Below are 18543 nucleotides of genomic sequence, written 5' to 3'. Positions count from 1 at the left end.
GGCTTTTCGGGGAAAGCGTCTGAAAGGGTGGAATATTCACCCTGTGTGCGATAGAGCGTGTCCAAACGGTATGTGACGAAGACGTTGAAAAAAACTCTCCCTGTTCTGCTTTCCCTTCTCGGGGTGGCCCTTTTCACCTTCATTGCGGCCAAGGCGGGTATTCATCCCGTCATGGAAGCACTTTCAAAAGTCGGTGTTGGTGGCTTCCTGCTTCTCGCGGCCTGCCAGCTTCTGATCGACATGGGGCTCGGCGTTGCGTGGCATGCGGCAGTGCCGCTGCTGAGCGTGCGGCGTCTCATGGGAGCGCGTCTGGTTCGTGACAGCGCGGGAGCATGTCTTCCGTTCTCCCAGCTTGGTGGCATGGTCATTGGTGTCCGCGCCACGCTGGCCGGTGTGGATCCCCGCACCGTCAAGGGAGAAGAGCTGCACTGGCCCGAAGGTGTCGCCGCAAATCTGGTGGACATCACGACCGAGGTTCTGGGGCAGATCGCCTTCGTCCTGATCGCCCTTCTCTGCCTGATCGGCCATCATGGGGCCTCACGATTTGTCTGGCCGCTCATCGGCGGCATGGTCTTGCTGAGCCTTGGAATTGCCGGCTTTATCTGGACCCAGCAGCGTGGCGGTGTGATGGTCCGCAAGGCTGCGGCGTTTCTCGGGAAGCACATTGCGGCGGAATGGCGCGATTCCCTGATCGGCAATACGGAGACCTTCCAGTTACGACTCGAAAGCCTCTGGAGCCGGCCGGACAGGATTTCCCTCGGCGCATTCTGCCATCTGCTATGCTGGATGGGCAGTGCAGCCATGACGTGGCTGGCCCTCCAGCTGCTCGGCGCGCATGTCGGATTTTTCTCCTCGGTCGCAATCGAGGGCGTGGTCTGTGGCATCATGTCGGCCGGTTTCCTCGTTCCGGGCGCTCTTGGTGTACAGGAAGCCGCCTATGTCGCGCTGGGCATGATTTTTGGCATCGATGCCGAAATCTCGCTCAGCCTTTCCCTGCTGCGCCGCGGACGGGACATCCTGATCGGTATTCCGGTGCTGCTGGTCTGGCAGATTGTGGAAATGCGTCGGCTGCGTCATGCGCCTCCTGCGGAAGCAAGCAAAAGCACGTCGGCCCCGTCTCCGGCTTCCGCCCGCAAGACCGTTATTCCCCCCGCAGTGACGGCCCTTGCCGGTAACATCAAGAAAGAGGCCACGTCCCGGGACGGCAAGAAAACCGAGGACACCCCCTTCGCGACGGCTCCCAGAGTTCTATGACACCTCTTTTCAGGTCTCTCTCGGTCATCGGCCCGGGGCTGATCGGCTCGTCCGTTCTGCGCCGCGCCCGTGAAACGGGGGCAATTGCCGAAACCCTGATCGCAGCCGACTCAAACCCCGCCGTTCTCGAACGGGTCCGGGAACTGGGCATCGCGGATATCACGACGTCCGATCCTGCCGTCGCGGCGCAGGCAGACTGCGTCATGATCTGCGTTCCTGTTGGTGCGGTGGAACAGGTCGCCCGTCAGGTGCTCCCCTTTATGAAGCCCGGCAGCATTCTGACGGATGTGGCCTCCGTTCGTGGACAGCTTGGCCCGACACTGGCGGCGATCCTGCCTGAAAACGTGGCGTATGTTCCCGGCCATCCGATGGCTGGAACCGAACATTCAGGGCCGGATGCAGGGTTTTCGACGCTGTTCGAGGATCGCTGGGCCCTGCTCGTTCCGCCTGAAGGCGCGGATACGAAGGCTGTGAATACGATCGAACAGCTCTGGACGTTGTGCGGAGCGCGCACGAAAATCCTGTCTGATGAAAAGCACGACAGGATCTGCGCCATGGTCAGCCACCTGCCGCATCTCCTCGCCTTTACGATCTGCGATACCGCAGACAACCTGTCCGATGAAATCCGTGCGGCCGTCCTGGATTATGCCGCGTCGGGCTTTCGTGATTTTACACGGATTGCGGCATCGGACCCGGTCATGTGGCGGGATATTTTCCTGGCCAACAAGGAAGCGCTGCTGGGGACGCTCGACAAGTTTGTGGCGGACACGCAGGCAATGGCCGATGCAATCCGCACTGGCGACGAAGCAGCCATCACAAGCAAAATCGAACGCGGCCGCGCTATTCGCCGGACCCTGATTGAAAACCGTCAGGCCTGAAACCTGCTCACCTGAACAGCTCGGAATGAACTTACTGCCGGACCGGAGTCCGGCAGTCGCTGCCATGTTCAGGCTGTAATGACGCGCAGGGTGTTCGTGCTGCCGGAATGACCTGAAGGCAGGCCGGCCAGGATCAGAACCCGATCCCCGGTTTTGCAGAAACCCATGTTGCGTGCGAGTTCGGCAACAGGACCGGCCAGAGGCTCGATGCCCTGAGTGCTCTGTTCGCTGTTGATCAGATGCGGAAAGACGCCCCATACAACGCACAGCCGGCGTGCAACCCACAGTTCGGGCGTCAGGGCGATGATCGGACAATGCGGCCGCTCACGAGACAGGCGCATGGCCCCTGCTCCACTCCGGGTCCGGCATGCGATGGCGCCGGCATGAAGCGTGCGGCTGACCTGCCAGGCGGCCTGAACGATCGCGCTCTGGACGGTTTCATCCGGTGCCGGGCGCAGACGGTCCATACGGAGACGCCACTCGGTGTCCTGCTCCACACGTTCGGCAATCCGCACCATCATCGAGACAGCTTCGACAGGATATTTGCCTGCCGCACTTTCCGCTGACAGCATGACGGCATCCGCGCCATCGTAAACGGCATTGGATACGTCGGACACTTCGGCGCGCGTCGGCGTCGGGCTTTCGATCATGCTCTCAAGCATCTGTGTCGCCACGATGACCGGGCGGCACTGCTTGCGGGCTTCGGCAATAGCGCGCTTCTGCGCGACAGGAACTTCCTCGGGCGGCAGTTCCACGCCCAGATCACCGCGCGCCACCATGATCGCGTCCGACAGGTGCACGATGGCTGCCAGATCATCCATCGCCTGTGGCTTTTCAAGCTTGGTCACGATGGCTGCACGACCTGCCGCGATCTCGCGGGCTTCCTGCACGTCCTCGGGGCGCTGCACGAACGAAAGCGCCACAAAATCCACACCCAGCGACAGCGCGAAGTCGAAGTCGCGGCGATCCTTTTCGGTCAGTGCCGGAATGGGCAGCGTCACGTCAGGCACATTGACGCCCTTGCGCTCCGAGAGCTTTCCGCCCACGACCACAACCGTCTCAAGGAACCCTTCGCCCGTCTTTACGACACGCAGCTTGAGCTTGCCGTCATCCAGCAGGAGATGACTGCCCGGCTTGGCGGCGGAAATGATTTCCGGATGCGGCAGGCAGACGCGCGAAACCGTACCGGGTGTCCGGTCCAGATCCAGGCGGAACGGCTTACCTTCCTCGAGGATGACCGGACCGTTCTCGAACACGCCGACACGCAGTTTCGGTCCCTGAAGATCTGCCAGAATGGCCAGCGGATGTCCGACCTTCTCCTCGGCGGCCCGGATGGCGGCATGACGCTCTCCGTGATCCTCATGTGCGCCGTGGGAGAAATTGAGCCGGAAGACATTCACGCCCGCCTGCGCCAGGGAAAGGATCATCTCGGGTGAGGATGAGGCCGGCCCAAGAGTCGCGACGATCCGCGTGCGGCGGTAATGGGAACTCGATGTCATATACGGCGTCCTCGATCGAAAAAATCAGTTTGGTTGAATCGTCTCGCCCGGGAGCAGCCCCCAGAAAAGACGGCGGGGCAGCCAGCCCTCGTAGCCCTTCACACTCACACGGCACCACTGGGAGTTCTGGGGGCACAGCTTGATGTTGCCCACCGTTCCCTGCTGCAGCACCGCGATGACGGTGCTATCTTCTTCCGGATGGCTCATGAGGAGCACATCATTTTTATGTGCCCGCGCCTCGTCCTGAGTGGCGACACGGGCGAGAATACGGGCATCGGCCTTGCCGATATGGTCGCCTTCCTGCGCGCTGGCCTCGCCGTTCTGGGCCTTCACGCCTTCAGGAGGCAGCCCCGGAATGACAAAGGTCCGGCTGCCATAGAGCGTCGCTTGATGTACCCAGCCCTTCTGACCATCGGAATCCTCGACAAGGCGCCACACATCGAATTCGCGCTCGATTTCCACGGGCAGTCCGCGGCGGTGATAGACCCAGTCGATCGGATACCGGTCTCCCGGCCCGCGACGCATATAGACCTTGTCGGCCCGGAGCGCGGCATAGCGCGGCAGCGGCAGTCCGGTGTTGCTGCCTTTGTCCGTATTTTCAGGCACTGGCGGAACGGGCGGAGTTGCAGGCTGGTCCGCTGCTGCTGCACCCGCCGCCGTTACAGCAGCGCCCGCGGCAACGGCCGGAGCGGCATGCTTCAGAGCGGCGTGATGCGCTGCCTTGTGCTTCGCAGTCGGTGACGCGGGTTTTACCGCATCGGCCTTGTGATGCTTTTTGGCCGACGCATGCTTGTCCGCAGCCTTCGCGGCCGTCTCCCCATGCTTCTTGTGATGATGGGCAGCCCAGGCATCGGAACTCACGAAGCCCGGAGCAGCAAGCAGGACCGTACCTGCCAGCAGCGCGCGAAGAAGAGCGGAATGGCCTTTGGCGGGACGCAGAGGGAAGACTGACATTCTCATGAGCGCATCCCTGCCAAGGGCCGAAGGTTTGGGCAAGTCATCAAAACGGGAAAGACGTCCGAAAATCGTGTCTTGGGCAGAAACTTACAGCGCAAGGACGGGATTGTCTCCCGCCAGTTCGAGAAAGCTGACAATTCCCCGCACCGTGACCCCGTCCAGCAGATCCTTTTCAGACAGACCGGCCATTCTGAGGCCGGCCTCACAGGCCATGACCGTCGCGCCGAGATCCAGCACCGCCTCCCGGAGTTCCCCGAACCCCGCGATCCCACGGGCCTCGAGCTCACTGTCCGCAATGACGCCTTCAAGTCCCTTCCAGTCCGGCGTCAGCGCCAGAACGCTGCGTCCGCCGGCAAAAATCGTCACATCGCGTCCGAGCGACAGGCCGCCCGCTGCAACAACAAGTGCGTAATGGGCCCGCTGCCAGGAATCGTCGGCCAGCGTCAGGAACATGGGCTGTGTCATCCGGGTACCCGCTCATCATGATGGATCTGGCAGGCCGGATCCCGCTTCAACACGAAACTCTCCATCGTCCCCGACAGCGCGTCCCACAGGCTCACCCGCGTCTGGTCCGTTCCTTCCAGTCCGATGACTTCCCGCATGACCTCCACGGCCATCAGGCTCCCCATGACGCCCGTCGCCGCGCCAAGCACGCCGGACATGCCGCAGTTCGGCGCTTCTGTCTGTGCGGCCTCGGGAAACAGGCAGCGATAGCAGGGGCCTCCCTTCTGCGGCCTGAATACGGCCAGCTGTCCCGAAAATCCCTGCACCGCCCCGGACACCAGCGAACGGCCCTGACGCACGCAGGCATCGGAGACGGCCAACCGTGTGGCGACGTTGTCGGTCCCGTCACAGACCAGATCATATTGCGGCACAAGCGCGTCCAGCGTCGTACCCGTCGCGCGAAGCGGATGCGGACTGACCGTAACCAACGGGTTCAGCGCCTTCAGACGCTTCGTCGCGGCCTCGACCTTGAACGCTCCGATGTCGTCAGTGCCATAGAGAACCTGCCGCTGCAAATTGCTGAGATCGACGCGGTCATCGTCCATGATTCCGATACGTCCGATTCCCGATGCAGCGAGCTGCTGAAGCAATGGAGCTCCCAGCCCTCCCGCGCCGACTACCAGAACAGAGGCCCCGCTAAGCCGCGCCTGCCCGATCGCTCCGACCTGAGGCAGGAGAATGTGGCGGGAATACCGTTCCAGCTCGTGGTCGGAAAAATTCATGTCCATGAAATGATGATAATTGCTGACTTTCACTCTTGAAAGACGTTAGCCTCAGTGTCGTTCAACACTGTCCTGGTGTCTCGCAGGACCCGAGCAGAGAAGTCATCATGAAAAACGGTTTTCGCAGAGTCATGCCGCGCGCATGGCAGGGACTTGGTGTCAGTGCAGGCGCTGTTCTGGCAGCCTACGCGGTGTCGCCCTATCTCGCCCTGTGGGATATCGACCGGGCCATGAACGGCAACAATCCGTCGCGCTTGGCGCCTCATGTGGACTGGTCAGCGCTGACGCACTGTCTCAAGGAACAGTTTACGCCCGCTGCTCCTGCCGATGACGATCTGCCGGGATTCGGGAGTTCATTTGCAGGACAGGTCGTGTCCAATGCCATCGATACGCATCTGACACCTGCGACCCTGATGACTACAGCGCATCAGGTGATGCCACATGGCCCTGCCGCGTCAGACTGGCTTGGAATGTGGCATTCCATGCATGCCCATTTCGTGAGCCCCGGAAAATTCGAGGCCAGTCTGGATCAGCCGGGACAGACACCGTTCGTCCTTCACATGAAGTTCGAGCACTGGGGCTGGAAGATCACGCGATTCGAAATGCCTGCCCCGGCTCACGCTGCCTGAGTCTTAACGCTGCCTGGGATTTCAGGCAGCCGGCAGGTCTTCCTCTAGAACCGTGATGTGGATGGCGTAAGAGACCTCGCCTTCGTCCTCATCACGGTGAACCGTTCCGATGACTTCTCCGGCAACGGCCAGTTCAACGCTCATGCCCTTGCGGCTGGGCTTGTTGACCGTGAGCTTTGGGGAGCCCAGCAGGCGCTGGAGCGTGGTCTGGAGGCGTGTCACCTCGGATGGGGTCATATCGGCCATTGGTGGCATTCCTGTGATGCAAGGGAACTGCCCTCTAACCCATCATCCGGAACAAAGGAACCCGCTTCCTCTATCCCCGTCAGGGATGCTGTTGTAGAAACAGGACACTTCACATCTGATTGTGACCTGTTCGTCATGAATCGTTCCGGGTCTGCAGTCTGCTTCCCTTACGCGCAAAGGAGACATGATGCGCCCGGTTTACACACGCCTTCTCGTTGCCCTGACGGCAACTGCGGCCCTTTCGGGGTGTGGCTATTTCGATTCCCGCAGCGCCCATAAGGCGCAGTACGAAATGGTTGGCATGACAAGCTACGATCTGCAGGCCTGTGCCGGTATTCCGGCTTCCACGAAGAAGCTGAACGATACAACCGAGATCTGGCAGTATGACGGCAGCAAGGCGCTTCCGACGATGCCTTCGGATTCCGGTTTCATTCCTGTCCAGTCTGCCATCAGCATCTATCAGTCCGCATTTGGTGGCGGTGGTACGGCTTGCCGCATGCTGGTCCGCATGGATCACGACCGGGTTTCCGAAGTGCATTACACGGGCAATGACGACGAATATATCGGAACGGACGGTATCTGCTCCATCATTACCCGTGGCTGTGCCCGCCAGCGTGAATCCACGATGCGCCGCGTGAATGGTGGCCCCTTTGGCCCCGTGTCTGGCTTCCACCCGCCCCGTACACCGGCGCAGAGTGCGACAGCAACCTATTCGGACCAGTCCGGGAAATACGTTCCCAAGTTCACGAACGACGACACCCAGCCGGTTATCCAGCCGGTCAAGTGAACCCCAAAAAGGGGAACGGGACGACAGATGTCCCGCTCCTCTTTTCTTTTATGAATTGATGAGGCTTTTCATTTTCCGGACCACCGGTCCCAGCCCGTCAAAAATGGCCTGTCCGATCAGAAAATGGCCGATATTCAGTTCGGCAAGCCCTGTCAGGCCCGCAATCGCGCCCACATTGTCGTAAGTCAGTCCGTGTCCGGCATGGAGTTCCAGCCCACAGGCTGCGACCGTCTCCGCCGCTGACCGCAGGCGCTCCAGTTCCTCACTGCCGCCCAGAGCGTAAGCTCCGGTATGAAGCTCCACAACGGGCGCTCCCAGAGCTGCGGCGGTTTCGATCTGTCGCGCCTCTGGATCGATGAACAGTGAAACCCGGATGCCAGCCTCCCGCAGCCGCGCGATTTTCGGCTTGAGTGCCTCACTCTGCCCCACGACATCCAGGCCGCCTTCGGTTGTGACTTCCTGGCGTTTTTCAGGGACCAGGCAGCAGGCATGCGGCCGAAGATCACAGGCAATCCGGACCATCTCGTCCGTCGCGGCCATCTCGAAGTTCAAAGGTGCGGAAAGTGCCCTGAGACGCGGCATGTCGGCATCGCGGATATGGCGCCGGTCTTCCCGCAGATGCGCCGTAATCCCGTCCGCGCCGGATGCGATGGCCAGTTCGGCCGCCGCCACCGGGTCGGGGAACGTGCCCCCTCTGGCATTGCGCAGCGTGGCGACGTGATCAATGTTCACTCCAAGACGGATCATGATCCTCTTCCTTCCCGATAAGCGCTCATTTCGCCAGCCAGCCGGATCGCCGCCAGAAGACTGGACACATCCGCCCGGCAGGTTTCCGTCACAGGACCTGCGATATCAAAAGCCGTCCCATGATCAGGCGAGGTGCGGATAATCGGCAGCCCGAGCGTCACGTTCACGCCTTCTTCCATATCAAGCGTCTTCAGGGGAATGAGCGCCTGATCATGATACATGCAGATCGCCACATCGTAATGCGGCCGGGCCTTGGCGCTGAACATCGTGTCCGGCGGCATTGGTCCTCGACAGTCGATCCCCTGCGCCCGGAGCCTGTCAAGCGCGGGCTGGACGATTGTGATTTCTTCACCGCCCATCATGCCGTGTTCACCGGCGTGAGGGTTCAGCCCCGCGATTGCCAGACGCGGAGACATAATCCCGAAATCACGCCTGAGTGCGGCATTGGCGATCTCCGCCACCTGTACGATGCGTTCGGTTGTCAGTGTCTCCAGAGCCCTGCGGAGCGAGACATGAACCGTCACCGGGACGACCCTGAGCTGGGGCGAGGCCAGCATCATGATCTCTTCTCCCGGCATGTCACACAGGGCCGCCAGAAATTCCGTATGACCCGGATAGGGAAAACCGGCTGCGGCCAGAACATGTTTGGCAATCGGGTTCGTCACGACCCCGCCGGCACGCCCCGCAAGAGCATACTCAACGGCCTGACGGATACTGGTAATCGTCGCTGCGGCATTCCGGGAGTCAGGCTGGCCCGGAATGACCTCCACTTCACATGGCACCGGCAGAACGGGCAGGCTGTCAGCAAAGACAGCTGCCGCCTCTTCCGGCATTGCGATGCAGGTCACGGGCACGGCGCGTTCAACCAGCCGCGGATCACCGAGCCAGAAGAACGTCCCTTCCCCTGAATGCCGCAGCCTCCGCCAGGCTTCTGCCGCAAGCTGTGGGCCGATCCCCGCCGGATCTCCGAGCGTCAGTGCAAGCGGCAGCGGGTGTTTCATCGTCAGCCCGCGTCTGCCAGCGCCGCGAGGACGCGCACCCAGGAACGGATACCCTTGTGGAAGGAATCCAGCCCGTACTGCTCGTTCGGGGAATGGATCCGGTCGTCATTCTGGGCAAACCCGATCATGAGGGCATCCAGCCCCAGCGCATCGCGGACTTCGCCGGCCACGGGAATGGAACCGCCCGAGCCGACAGTCGCGGCAGGCACGCCCCATTCATCACTCAGGGCCTTCAGGGCCGGTGCCAGAAAACGGCTGTCACGGGAAACTTCAAAGCCCGGAGAACCGCCATGGGCCGTAAATGTGACGTGGGCGTCGGAAGGCAGGGCTGCGCGGATATGGGCTCGGAAGGCCTCGCGGATGCGGTCAGGGTCCTGACCGGGGACCAGACGGAACGAGACCTTGGCCATGGCTTTGGCGGGAAGAACGGTCTTGAACCCCTCACCCTCATATCCGCCGGAAATGCCGTTGATTTCACAGCTCGGGCGGCACCACGTCTGTTCGATCGCGCTATAGGCCTTTTCGCCTGCCGCAACCGATAGTCCTGCCTCTTCCAGCAGGGAGCGGTCATCAGGGAAAAGCCTGCTCCACTGCGCCCGCGTGGCCGGAGACGGATCCTGGATGCCGTCATAGAAACCCGGCAGCGTGACGCCACCCTCGGCGTTCCGAAGTGTCGCCAGAGCCTGACAGAGAACGGCAATCGGATTGGCGGCAGCGTTGCCGTACAGACCGGAATGCAGATCGTGGCTGGCGCACTGGATGACCACTTCTTCGGCCATCATGCCGCGCAGGGACGTCGTAATGCCCGGCGTCCTGCGATCCGCCATGCCTGTATCACAGACGAGCGCCACATCCGCCTTGAGTTCGGCAGCATTTTCCTTGAGGAACGGGAACAGGTTCGCCCCGCCACATTCCTCTTCGCCTTCCAGAAGAACACTCACTTTGACCGGAAGCGACCCCGTGACCTCTTTCCAGGCGCGGCAGGCTTCAAGGAAGGTCATTACCTGTCCCTTGTCGTCGCTCGCGCCACGGGCAACGATGACCTTGCGTCCTGAGGCGTCCTCGATCAGCCGCGGATCGAAGGGCGGTGCATTCCAGAGCGCTTCCGGGTCTGTCGGCTGCACATCGTAATGACCATAGAACAGGACATGCGGCCGACCATCGCTGCTGCCGACAGCCTGGTCATGACCCACGACCATCGGGTGCCCCGGAGCCGCCCAGTGAACGTCGCGGATCTCTGCCTTCATCCCCAGCTGTTCAAGTTCCTTCCGCATCCAGTCCGCAGCTTTCCGGCAATCGGCGGCGTGGGCGGGCTGCGTGGAAATGCTCGGAATGCGGAGAAGCTCGAACAGGCGTGAGACCGAAGCATCCAGATGGGTATCGACGGTCTGGAGAACGGTATCAAGTGTCTCGGAATTGGCAGTCATCTTGTGTTCCATGTTCGGGGTGTCAGTCACCCAAAATCAGACCGGAGAGCCGGTCTTTCAATCGCCTTCGGTCGTAAGTCGGCGCGGCTGGAGACGGATCGGCGCGGGAGCAAAACCGGGAGCGGTCTCGGACAGCCTGTGCGCACGGGGCGTTACGGTCGAGGCTGCAAGAGGCGTGGTGCCTGCCGCGATGGAGAGGATCTCGCGGAGGCCATCATGAAAATTCGAACGGGACGCCTCCTCTTCCATTCGGGCCTGTGCTCCACGGCTTATCGTATTCCACAGATCCATGTCCGTATACAGCCCGATCACGGCCTGGGCGAACTGCTCCGGATTACAGAAGCCTCCCGACAGGCAGTCTTTTCCGTTTTCCCATCCCAGTGTCTTGCAGACTGTTTCGGAAAGGACGGCAGGCAGCCCTGCCGCGGCCGCATCCAGAACTTCCCGCGGGATGGCTGGCAGAACGCGGGTGGGCTCCACGAGAATACGGCGTGACCTGTAGAGAGCGGCAAGATCAGCGTCCTCCGGGAAGGCTTCCAGTCGCCGATATCGCGCGAAAGCGGAGAGATCGACCCCGGCGGCCTTATGGCCCGCAAGGAGGACGGTTGCGTCCGGCGGCAGACCGCGATCCAGCTTTGAAAGGACTTCGTGGATGAACCAGTGCAGACCGTCATGAACCGCATCGCCACTGGCAAAAACCGGAAGAACAAGCAGAATGCCCGAGCGTTCGCCAAAGCCGGGCGAGAGCGTCGTCGGCACGGGCGGCGCACCCAGGACCCGCACATTGGTGAGACCAAGAACCTCCAGATCGGCCTTCTCGGCTTCCGTTCCGGCGACCACCGCCTGCGTCATCCAGACCTGGTCAATATCGAGCTCCAGATCATCAAAAAGCAGCTCGCGGTCATTGACCGCTCCGACAAGCCGGCGGTTATGGGTCTCGCGGGCATGGCTTGCGTGAATATCCGCGACCATTCCCAGTCTGGGCAGCGACTGCGGATGCTGCTGCAGGATCGGCGCGGCTCGCTGGAGCGTTTTCATGCCGCCGATCCAGACATAATCGAAGCATCCGGCCCGCTCGCGCAGGAAATCTGCAAGTTCGGACAGGTCACAATCATCCATCAGTTCGATGTCTGCCGGAAAATCCAGCGCCGTTGAGACACAGTCATGAAGGCTGCCATCAAGCGGAAAGACGGTCACCTGATATCCCAGCCGGCTCAGCCCGATCATCATGTCGCGGTGGCGCAGAAAAGGTGTGCCCAGAACGACATGGGGCAGCCGTTCACACAGGAACAGGATGGCTGGCGCTCCGGATGCGGAGCGGGCCCGCATGAGGCTGGTTCCCGGAAAGGGTTGTCTCGAGAGCAGTCCTGCAAAGCGGCGTTTCAGCCAGGCCTCATTGCGGGCGCGCAGTTCTGGTGCAATTTCCGGCTCCGAAGCCGAGCGGTCGAGCACATCCGGATCATAGAGGATCTTGCCCCCGGCCTGTCGCAGGGACAGGCAGATCGCCAGCATTTCGGCTTCGGGGCCGATGCAGTCGGGATTGAGCCGGTTGTGATCATGGAATGGAAGCCGGCGACAGAACAGAAGGCCGCCGGTAAAGGCGTCCACCCATCTCCGGAAGGCGATTTCAGGTTCATTCGCCCGCAATCCCTCCCCAAACGGCGTAAAGGCTGCATTGCGCCAGACGATGCTGCCGGCTTCCCGGACCCGTCCATTAAGTCCCAGCGATTGTCCGCCTACGGCGTAGACTTCCGGGTTCGCGAAGGCTTCAAGGGCAATATTCAGGCTTCCGGGGAAAGGCTGAACACCAGCGGACAGCAGCAGAATGACCTCTGCCCTTGCAAGCTCAAGCCCGAGCGCGACCTGTTCGGCATGCGTAGTTCGGTAAGGGGGACGGAGGATGTGAATGCCGCGAACAAACCTCTCGATCTGGGCCGTCTCATCCGTGGAGCCGGCATCCACCAGAATGATCTGAAGGTTGCGCTCACTGTTCGCATGAAGGGCGGCAAGCGTCGCAAGGGTTTCCAGAAACTGGTTCGAAACAGGCAGGATGACCGTTACGTCCGGTATGGTGACCGGGCGGAAATCCAGGGGGCCGCGGATCAGGGAGGGAATGAGGGTCTGCGCCCGCTGAAGATCCAGAAGCTGGCACTGCTCTGCAGGGATGTCAGCAACGACCTCGTTCACCGGGTTGCCCTGGGACTGGACCCAGAGCGTGAAGATGTCGGTGATATCCGGCCTGCGCAGCAGACGCTGTGTTCCGCTCTGGCTCAGGAAGGCGGCGAGATCGACGCCGGCCTGTGGCTGTCGTTTCTCGGCTATGCCGAAACGGATGAAATGCTCATAGCCGTTCCGAAAGCCTCCATTGGCCACGATATTGCCGACATCGGGATACTGCGCAGCATAAAAGGTTTCGCTGAACCACGGATTGGGATCGTACGCTGTTGGATTGCCATTGGTCAGGTAATGATGAAGCGGGCTTTGGAATCTGCCGCTCTCCAGCGCGTCCACAACATCCGGATAGCGCTCAAGATACCATTGCGGATCGAAATACCAGGAACTGCGCCGCCGACCGGCTACTGAAAACCTGATGAACTGGGCAAAATCACCAATCGCGAAATCATAATGCTGCCGTTCCGCCATGCTGGCGGCACGAAAGACTTCGGGATCGAAAAACACATGCGACTTGCGATGTTCCTGATCGCCGATTGCAAGATAGTGGTCGTATCCGTTGCAGAAGCCCTGTGACGCCAGCACATGGGGGCTCAGGTCGGGATTGCAGCTGAAATAGTTTTCTTCGGAGAAAAGCCAGTGCGGCGAGCGGCTCCGGAAGCCACTTTCGCAGTAATGAAGGAAACCGCTGTCGAAAATCCCCAGACTGATGCCTTCGCGGACATCCGGATTCTGGCGCAGATACCATTCTTCATCAAAAAAACGGTTGGGAGAGAGCCCCGCCCTGGCGCCCTTGCGTTTCCAGTGCTGCTCCAGCCCTTCGTCACTCAGATCAAGCTCGCCAGCCTCTCCGCTTTCCTTGGCTTCCTCCCGCAGACGCAGCCCATAGCGTGTGCGGTACCATTCAGCGTCAAACGCAGCCCACAGAGGCGGCCGGTCGCCCGCGAAAGCCGGAGATGCAAGGATGTGATCTTTCATTGACGCTGGATCCTCTGGGAGCGCACACGGAACGGTAAAGCTGTCGTGCCAGGTTTAACGCTGCTGCGCGCGCCGGCTCTGCCAGAGTTCATGGAAGTCAATGGGCTGGATGTTGGGAGACGGGAATCCAGCTTCACGAACCGTGTTCAGCATGACACTGCGCGCGGGCGGAAACAGGAAGCGCGGTGCCTCAACCAGCAGCAGGGGCTCGATGGCGTCCTGCGGGATACGCCCCGTCAGACCGAACAGGCCTGCATACGCCACGCTGAGTTCATACAGCACCTTCGGATTGGGCGCGTCCTGTGTGGGCGCGCGCTCAAAACCCTGGGCACGGATGACCAGACTGACCTCGAATGTCGGCTGCTCCCCGAGCTGACGTCCTGTCACATCGACCATCATGCCGATATGAGGCTGCGACGGCAGTTCCCGGTACACGTCCGGGGTATTCTGTACGTCAATCGACAACGTCCGGAGATACTGCGAACCGATGATGAGAGATGAGGAAGACGGCAGGGAATCCGAGACATCCAGGCTGGCAGGAGTGCCTGTCACGGTGTCGGCGTATGTTTGACTCATTATGTTTGCATCCTCATGCGGTCATCATCATTCCCTACATTTCATATTGCACTGAAATGCAAGGAAATGTGGCGCCCCATACTCTGTCATGATGTTTACGTTTTGACCAGCGGGGCGAAATCCGGTGATCTTTCAGTCTGAAGGTCCAGACGCTGGCAATCGGGTCCGGTTCCTTGGAGGGGATGGAGTGTTTTTCCCCATCAGCCCGACAGGCCCCACCCTTCCGGTTTTCAGCCTGCCAAAACAGCCCGGAAGACAGCATTTTCCGGAGGCGGTCACCGGAACGGGATGATTTCAGACACCGCCATCCCTTTCGGTGATACGTTGGGGGTGATATCGCCATCTGGCGCAATGTCAGCACTGGCGCATGATACTGCCTGCACTGGGCATCATGACTGCTGACAGGGATCAATCTTCCTGCCCGCACGTCTTGTTGCGCTGCAGGTAGCACGATAGGACCATGTTCATGCTCAGACTGCTCATTCTCGTCATTCTTCTTGCGGTCCTGATCGTTTTTGCCCTGAGCAATACGGATCTGGAACCCATCTGGCTGGTTTCCTTCGGCTGGCATCTGTCCATTGGCACCCTCGTCCTGGGCGTCGGCGTGGTCGCTCTCCTGTTTGGTTTCCTGATCGGTCTGATCGGTGACATGCAGCAGCGTTCGCGCGCACGTCGCGCCGAGCAGCATGTCCGGACCCTGGAAAGTCAGCTGGTTGAACTCCATCAGCGTCTCGACCGTCTTCAGAACCCAGCAGGTTCCCCCCTTCCCGCCACCACTCCCATCCAGCCTGAACAGAAGGTCTGATCTCCACCATGTCCAGGCGCACACGACTGATCGCAGCCCTCGATACCGCATCCCGTTCCACGGCCCAGCACTGGGCCGACAGCCTGAAAAATAACGTCGACGCCATCAAGCTGGGTCTCGAGTTTACCTATGCCTGCGGTCTGGATGCGGTAAAAACCGTATCGGCCGGGCACGAACTGTTTCTGGACCTGAAGCTGCACGACATTCCCCATACCGTCGCATCAGGTCTGACTGCCCTCGCCCCGCTCAGACCCGCCCTGACGACCATCCATGCCAGTGGCGGTTCCGAAATGATCGCCCGGTCCCGGGAAGCTCTTGAGAGCGCTTTTCCCGCTGGCACAAAACGCCCGAAACTGCTTGCCGTTACGGTTCTGACGAGCATGAACGCTGAGGGTCTGTTGGACATCGGCGTCAACGCCACGCCCCAGGAACAGGTGCTCAGACTTGGAAAACTGGCCATCAGCGCTGGGGCAGACGGGCTGGTCTGTTCGGCGCATGAGATTGCGCCTCTACGCGATGCTCTGGGTGACGAGCCCGTTCTGGTCGTGCCGGGCATTCGGCCTGCTGGCAGCGCGTCCGATGACCAGAAGCGCATCATGACGCCTGCACAGGCTGCCCAAGCCGGCGCCGACTGGATTGTCGTGGGGCGCCCCATCACGAAAGCCGAAGATCCGGTTCTGGCCGCCAGAGCCATCATGGAGGAACTGGCCAGCGCATGACCGGCGTCAAGATCTGCGGAATTCGTGACACCCAGACGATGGCGCTTTGTGCGCGTCTGAAGGTTGACTGGGTCGGGTTCGTATTCTGCGACGCTTCGCCACGGTTTGTAACTGCTGATGACGCCCTGCGCCTGCATGAGAGCGCACCATCCGGTCAGGAAGGTGGCCCTTTACGGGTCGGTCTGTTCGTGAAATCCGATGACGACTTCATCGCACAGGTTCTGCGGACTGTCCCGCTGGATATTCTTCAGATCTATGACACCCCGGAACGGGCAATCGAAATCCAGTCCCGCTTCGGACGTCCCGTCTGGCAGGCTTGCGGCATCGCCAGACATTCGGATCTGCCGACAAACCCAGACATGGCAGGATATGTCATCGAAGCCCCCAAGCAGGAACAGGATCACCGTCCAGGTGGCCTCGGCCGGACTTTTGACTGGTCCCTGACCCGGAACTGGACACCACCGTCATTCTGGATGCTCGCAGGCGGTCTGAATCCCGGCAATGTCCAACGCGCAATCCTGGAAAGCCAGGCACCGGCAGTTGACGTTTCTTCGGGGGTGGAAGCCGCTCCTGGCTGTAAATCCGCTGAACTTATTGAAAAATTTGTCCAGAACAGCCGAAAGGCACTTGATCTCAGGCCGAAGCTCTCGTAAACACCGCCTCGCTCGACAGGAGAGATGGCCGAGCGGCTTAAGGCGCACGCTTGGAAAGCGTGTGTACGTTAATAGCGTACCGTGGGTTCGAATCCCACTCTCTCCGCCAGAGATCGAGAACCCCAATAAAATCAGCCACTTACGACCACCTGTCGGTAGTAGCCTACTACTCGTTCGGTAGTGCCTCATCGGTAGTGCCTCATCGGTAGTCCTTCCATGGTGAAGAACGGTGAGGATATGTTGGCCCAGAAAAAACAGGCGGCAACACGTGGTCGGCAAGGCTTTCCATTCCTCGGGATCGCTGGGCCGATGCAGGGCAAGCCTACGGAACCAAATCCGGTATCAAACACGAACTTATCCGATCACTCGGGACGCGGGAGAAGCAGGAAGCCCTTAGAAGGCACGACAAGGCCCTTGCAGTTCTTCGGGCTGAAGTGGATGAGCGTCTGACCGCGAAAGGCTTCCTGCCTCTCCACGGTGATTGGAAGCCGGACTGGATGAGTGAGGAGCGGCCCTTATCCGAGGCACTGGAAGCCCAGCGGGAGATCGCGGCCCCCTCAGATAGGACGGATAGTGGCGATAAACAGATGGGTGGAACTGACCCCAAACACCGCCTGATTGAGGGCATGGACTACTTTCTGGAGGATCGATCCGAACAGCTTGAGAAGGCTGGAAAGGACCCTTCAGGCTATGTGAGGCGCTTCCGGGAAACCGCGCTAGGCGAGTAGACCCCTTTTGCTATCGTGCTCGATAGGTGGATGAAGGAGCGTGAAACCTATGCATCTCAAGCCGCCATATCTCTGGCTCGCGCTACGCTAAATCACTTCAGCCGCTATCTGGCCGATGTGCAGGGGCTTGCAGAGCCGCCTGAGAACCTCATTGGCTTCCTTCGCGATCAGGTCATTGAGGATGTATCCCCTATGGTCCTCGGCTCAGGACTCATAGCCAGAAGATGATGGTTGCATCGAGATCATGTTCGGAAGGCTCAAGGACTGGCGGCGGGTCGCAACCCGCTACGACAGATGCGCGACCGTTTTCTTCTTTGCCATCTGCCTCCCCGCAACCGTCATGTTCTGGCTATGAGTCCTAAACCTAAATCCGGCTCGGCAGAGCTTTTGTCAACGCAATCGCGTTGATACCCTTTTCTCTGTGTTAAAGTGCATTCTGTAACTACTGGGTCGGTGGTCTTGAGAGCTGGCTGTTGACCAGAGTCTGGGTCTGCCGGTCGATCGTCCAGAGACGGTTGGCTGCCAGGGCGTCCCAGTCGAAGGCCTGGCCGTGGGTGGGGAGCTGGTAGGTTGCAACATGGCGCAGGCGGCTGCCTGCCTGGGGAAGTTGCAGGGCGTAAAGTTCCTGCGCGTCGTGGCCCGTGACGTAGAGGAGGCCGTCCTGCCCCCAGTGGCCGCCTGAGGCACTGTGATGGCCGAAGCGTTCGAGAACATCCTCGGGGAAGAGCCACTGTTCCTGCGTGGAGAACCGGGGATCCATCCTGACGAGGAGCGTCGAGCGGTGATCGCGGGGGGCTTCGCCGCCATCGCCATCGTAATTGGCGAAACAGGCCCACCAGCTGCCGTCATGCCAGTCGATCCAGGTCAGGGAACCGCGACCGGGACCGAAGCTGTGGGTGCGGGTGTGCTGCATCGTTCTGGTGTCGAACCACTCGACGGAGCTCCACATCGGCAGATGCGGGTAATCCGACATGGCGCAGACAAGTTCCGTGCCCTGCACCTCGCAGCTGTTGATATGGATGAAGATGGCCGGGTCACCGGACCAGCCCCCCACCCTTTTGCCGGTCTGTCGGTCATATTTTCCGATTGTGCTGTTCTGGATCGCGTAGAGGAACTGCCGGTCGTTCGCGACGCCCTGCGTGGCCTCCTTTGCCGGAAGGGTGCGGATGACGGTGGCCGCACCTGCCGGAGGCAGGTCGGCTGCGTGGCACAGGGGGGCGAATACAAGCGCGGCGAGTGCGGAAAGAAGATGTTTCATGAA

Annotated in this window: 18 protein-coding genes, 1 tRNA gene and 1 pseudogene; 9 read left to right on the top strand and 11 right to left on the bottom strand. The window is 60.6% G+C overall.

Annotated features, from left to right (window positions below):
* The first annotated feature begins 72 nt into the window (after positions 1–72).
* Together GLS_RS12140 and GLS_RS12135 are read left to right on the top strand one after the other, a co-directional pair.
* Complete coding sequence (locus GLS_RS12140) at positions 73–1254, top strand: HpnL family protein (RefSeq protein ID WP_041112919.1); 1182 nt, start codon at positions 73–75, stop codon at positions 1252–1254.
* The gene (locus GLS_RS12135) at positions 1251–2132 is read left to right on the top strand and encodes a prephenate dehydrogenase/arogenate dehydrogenase family protein (RefSeq protein WP_041112416.1); all 882 of its coding nucleotides are present in this window, start codon (positions 1251–1253) and stop codon (positions 2130–2132) included. The genes GLS_RS12140 and GLS_RS12135 overlap by 4 nt, the downstream gene beginning before the upstream one ends.
* A gap of 68 nt (positions 2133–2200) precedes the next feature.
* Here the strand turns inward: GLS_RS12135 and pyk are convergent, their stop codons facing one another.
* From pyk to GLS_RS12115, 4 genes are all read right to left on the bottom strand, one after another.
* A complete protein-coding gene (pyk, locus tag GLS_RS12130; protein ID WP_041112415.1) occupies positions 2201–3631 on the bottom strand; it encodes a pyruvate kinase in 1431 nt (476 codons plus the stop codon).
* 24 nt (positions 3632–3655) lie between these two features.
* Positions 3656–4591: an SH3 domain-containing protein gene (locus tag GLS_RS12125; protein ID WP_193363825.1), complete on the bottom strand. Its 936-nt coding sequence runs from the start codon at positions 4589–4591 to the stop codon at positions 3656–3658.
* Between the two features lie 84 nt (positions 4592–4675).
* Positions 4676–5053, bottom strand: coding sequence for a DsrE family protein (locus GLS_RS12120; RefSeq protein WP_041112413.1), 378 nt, complete (start codon positions 5051–5053; stop codon positions 4676–4678).
* A complete protein-coding gene (locus GLS_RS12115; RefSeq protein WP_041112918.1) occupies positions 5050–5820 on the bottom strand; it encodes a HesA/MoeB/ThiF family protein in 771 nt (256 codons plus the stop codon). The genes GLS_RS12120 and GLS_RS12115 overlap by 4 nt, the downstream gene beginning before the upstream one ends.
* 101 nt (positions 5821–5921) lie before the next feature.
* Between GLS_RS12115 and GLS_RS12110 the strand changes: the two genes are divergently transcribed.
* Positions 5922–6443: a DUF2939 domain-containing protein gene (locus GLS_RS12110; RefSeq protein ID WP_041112412.1), complete on the top strand. Its 522-nt coding sequence runs from the start codon at positions 5922–5924 to the stop codon at positions 6441–6443.
* A gap of 21 nt (positions 6444–6464) precedes the next feature.
* Here GLS_RS12110 and GLS_RS12105 read toward each other — a convergent pair whose 3' ends face one another.
* The gene (locus tag GLS_RS12105) at positions 6465–6689 is read right to left on the bottom strand and encodes a DUF3126 family protein (protein ID WP_011253749.1); all 225 of its coding nucleotides are present in this window, start codon (positions 6687–6689) and stop codon (positions 6465–6467) included.
* 187 nt (positions 6690–6876) lie between these two features.
* Here GLS_RS12105 and GLS_RS12100 point away from each other — a divergent pair, with 187 nt between their 5' ends.
* Positions 6877–7476: a hypothetical protein gene (locus GLS_RS12100; protein ID WP_041112411.1), complete on the top strand. Its 600-nt coding sequence runs from the start codon at positions 6877–6879 to the stop codon at positions 7474–7476.
* Between the two features lie 48 nt (positions 7477–7524).
* On the opposite strand, the gene GLS_RS12095 is transcribed toward GLS_RS12100, so the two are convergent.
* Genes GLS_RS12095 through GLS_RS12075 form a run of 5 tightly spaced genes read right to left on the bottom strand, consistent with a single transcriptional unit; the run spans position 7525 to position 14377 of the window.
* Entirely contained in the window at positions 7525–8223 is a 699-nt protein-coding gene (locus GLS_RS12095; RefSeq protein ID WP_041112410.1) for a pyridoxine 5'-phosphate synthase, read from the bottom strand.
* Positions 8220–9224, bottom strand: a complete 1005-nt coding sequence (gene pdxA, locus GLS_RS12090) for a 4-hydroxythreonine-4-phosphate dehydrogenase PdxA (RefSeq protein WP_052327586.1) — start codon at positions 9222–9224, stop codon at positions 8220–8222. The genes GLS_RS12095 and pdxA overlap by 4 nt, the downstream gene beginning before the upstream one ends.
* A gap of 2 nt (positions 9225–9226) precedes the next feature.
* A complete protein-coding gene (locus GLS_RS12085; RefSeq protein ID WP_041112917.1) occupies positions 9227–10651 on the bottom strand; it encodes a M20/M25/M40 family metallo-hydrolase in 1425 nt (474 codons plus the stop codon).
* Positions 10652–10708: 57 nt separating this feature from the next.
* On the bottom strand, positions 10709–13801 hold the full coding sequence (locus tag GLS_RS12080; protein ID WP_041112408.1) for a glycosyltransferase: 3093 nt from the start codon (positions 13799–13801) through the stop codon (positions 10709–10711).
* Between the two features lie 54 nt (positions 13802–13855).
* The gene (locus GLS_RS12075) at positions 13856–14377 is read right to left on the bottom strand and encodes a protein-export chaperone SecB (protein ID WP_041112407.1); all 522 of its coding nucleotides are present in this window, start codon (positions 14375–14377) and stop codon (positions 13856–13858) included.
* A gap of 466 nt (positions 14378–14843) precedes the next feature.
* Here GLS_RS12075 and GLS_RS12070 point away from each other — a divergent pair, with 466 nt between their 5' ends.
* The 5 genes and pseudogenes from GLS_RS12070 to GLS_RS13320 all read left to right on the top strand — a co-directional run.
* Complete coding sequence (locus GLS_RS12070) at positions 14844–15182, top strand: LapA family protein (RefSeq protein ID WP_041112916.1); 339 nt, start codon at positions 14844–14846, stop codon at positions 15180–15182.
* Positions 15183–15190: 8 nt separating this feature from the next.
* Positions 15191–15901, top strand: coding sequence for an orotidine-5'-phosphate decarboxylase (pyrF, locus tag GLS_RS12065; RefSeq protein WP_041112406.1), 711 nt, complete (start codon positions 15191–15193; stop codon positions 15899–15901).
* The gene (locus GLS_RS12060) at positions 15898–16554 is read left to right on the top strand and encodes a phosphoribosylanthranilate isomerase (RefSeq protein WP_041112405.1); all 657 of its coding nucleotides are present in this window, start codon (positions 15898–15900) and stop codon (positions 16552–16554) included. The genes pyrF and GLS_RS12060 overlap by 4 nt, the downstream gene beginning before the upstream one ends.
* Before the next feature lie 18 nt (positions 16555–16572).
* A tRNA-Ser gene (locus GLS_RS12055) sits at positions 16573–16663 on the top strand.
* Between the two features lie 854 nt (positions 16664–17517).
* Positions 17518–17637, top strand: a pseudogene (locus tag GLS_RS13320) (IS5/IS1182 family transposase); the annotation flags it as partial.
* 87 nt (positions 17638–17724) lie between these two features.
* Here GLS_RS13320 and GLS_RS12045 read toward each other — a convergent pair.
* Positions 17725–18540 (bottom strand): hypothetical protein, encoded by an 816-nt coding sequence (locus GLS_RS12045; protein WP_041112404.1) that lies wholly within the window; start codon positions 18538–18540, stop codon positions 17725–17727.
* Positions 18541–18543 lie beyond the last annotated feature (3 nt).

It is taken from the genome of Gluconobacter oxydans DSM 3504 (assembly GCF_000583855.1).
Classification (GTDB): Bacteria; Pseudomonadota; Alphaproteobacteria; order Acetobacterales; family Acetobacteraceae; genus Gluconobacter; species Gluconobacter oxydans.
The sequence above is the reverse complement of the archived record's forward strand: the minus strand, read 5'-3'. Positions and strand labels throughout refer to the sequence as shown.

Excerpts from the sequence above, each read along its gene's own strand:
- GLS_RS12135 (WP_041112416.1), top strand. The coding sequence starts at position 1,251 with ATGACACCTCTTTTCAGGTCTCTCTCGGTCATCGGCCCGGGGCTGATC.
- pyk (WP_041112415.1), bottom strand. The coding sequence starts at position 3,631 with ATGACATCGAGTTCCCATTACCGCCGCACGCGGATCGTCGCGACTCTT.
- GLS_RS12125 (WP_193363825.1), bottom strand. The coding sequence starts at position 4,591 with ATGAGAATGTCAGTCTTCCCTCTGCGTCCCGCCAAAGGCCATTCCGCT.
- GLS_RS12120 (WP_041112413.1), bottom strand. The coding sequence starts at position 5,053 with ATGACACAGCCCATGTTCCTGACGCTGGCCGACGATTCCTGGCAGCGG.
- GLS_RS12115 (WP_041112918.1), bottom strand. The coding sequence starts at position 5,820 with ATGGACATGAATTTTTCCGACCACGAGCTGGAACGGTATTCCCGCCAC.
- GLS_RS12110 (WP_041112412.1), top strand. The coding sequence starts at position 5,922 with ATGAAAAACGGTTTTCGCAGAGTCATGCCGCGCGCATGGCAGGGACTT.
- GLS_RS12105 (WP_011253749.1), bottom strand. The coding sequence starts at position 6,689 with ATGGCCGATATGACCCCATCCGAGGTGACACGCCTCCAGACCACGCTC.
- GLS_RS12100 (WP_041112411.1), top strand. The coding sequence starts at position 6,877 with ATGCGCCCGGTTTACACACGCCTTCTCGTTGCCCTGACGGCAACTGCG.
- GLS_RS12095 (WP_041112410.1), bottom strand. The coding sequence starts at position 8,223 with ATGATCCGTCTTGGAGTGAACATTGATCACGTCGCCACGCTGCGCAAT.
- pdxA (WP_052327586.1), bottom strand. The coding sequence starts at position 9,224 with ATGAAACACCCGCTGCCGCTTGCACTGACGCTCGGAGATCCGGCGGGG.
- GLS_RS12085 (WP_041112917.1), bottom strand. The coding sequence starts at position 10,651 with ATGACTGCCAATTCCGAGACACTTGATACCGTTCTCCAGACCGTCGAT.
- GLS_RS12080 (WP_041112408.1), bottom strand. The coding sequence starts at position 13,801 with ATGAAAGATCACATCCTTGCATCTCCGGCTTTCGCGGGCGACCGGCCG.
- GLS_RS12075 (WP_041112407.1), bottom strand. The coding sequence starts at position 14,377 with ATGAGTCAAACATACGCCGACACCGTGACAGGCACTCCTGCCAGCCTG.
- GLS_RS12070 (WP_041112916.1), top strand. The coding sequence starts at position 14,844 with ATGCTCAGACTGCTCATTCTCGTCATTCTTCTTGCGGTCCTGATCGTT.
- pyrF (WP_041112406.1), top strand. The coding sequence starts at position 15,191 with ATGTCCAGGCGCACACGACTGATCGCAGCCCTCGATACCGCATCCCGT.
- GLS_RS12060 (WP_041112405.1), top strand. The coding sequence starts at position 15,898 with ATGACCGGCGTCAAGATCTGCGGAATTCGTGACACCCAGACGATGGCG.
- GLS_RS12045 (WP_041112404.1), bottom strand. The coding sequence starts at position 18,540 with ATGAAACATCTTCTTTCCGCACTCGCCGCGCTTGTATTCGCCCCCCTG.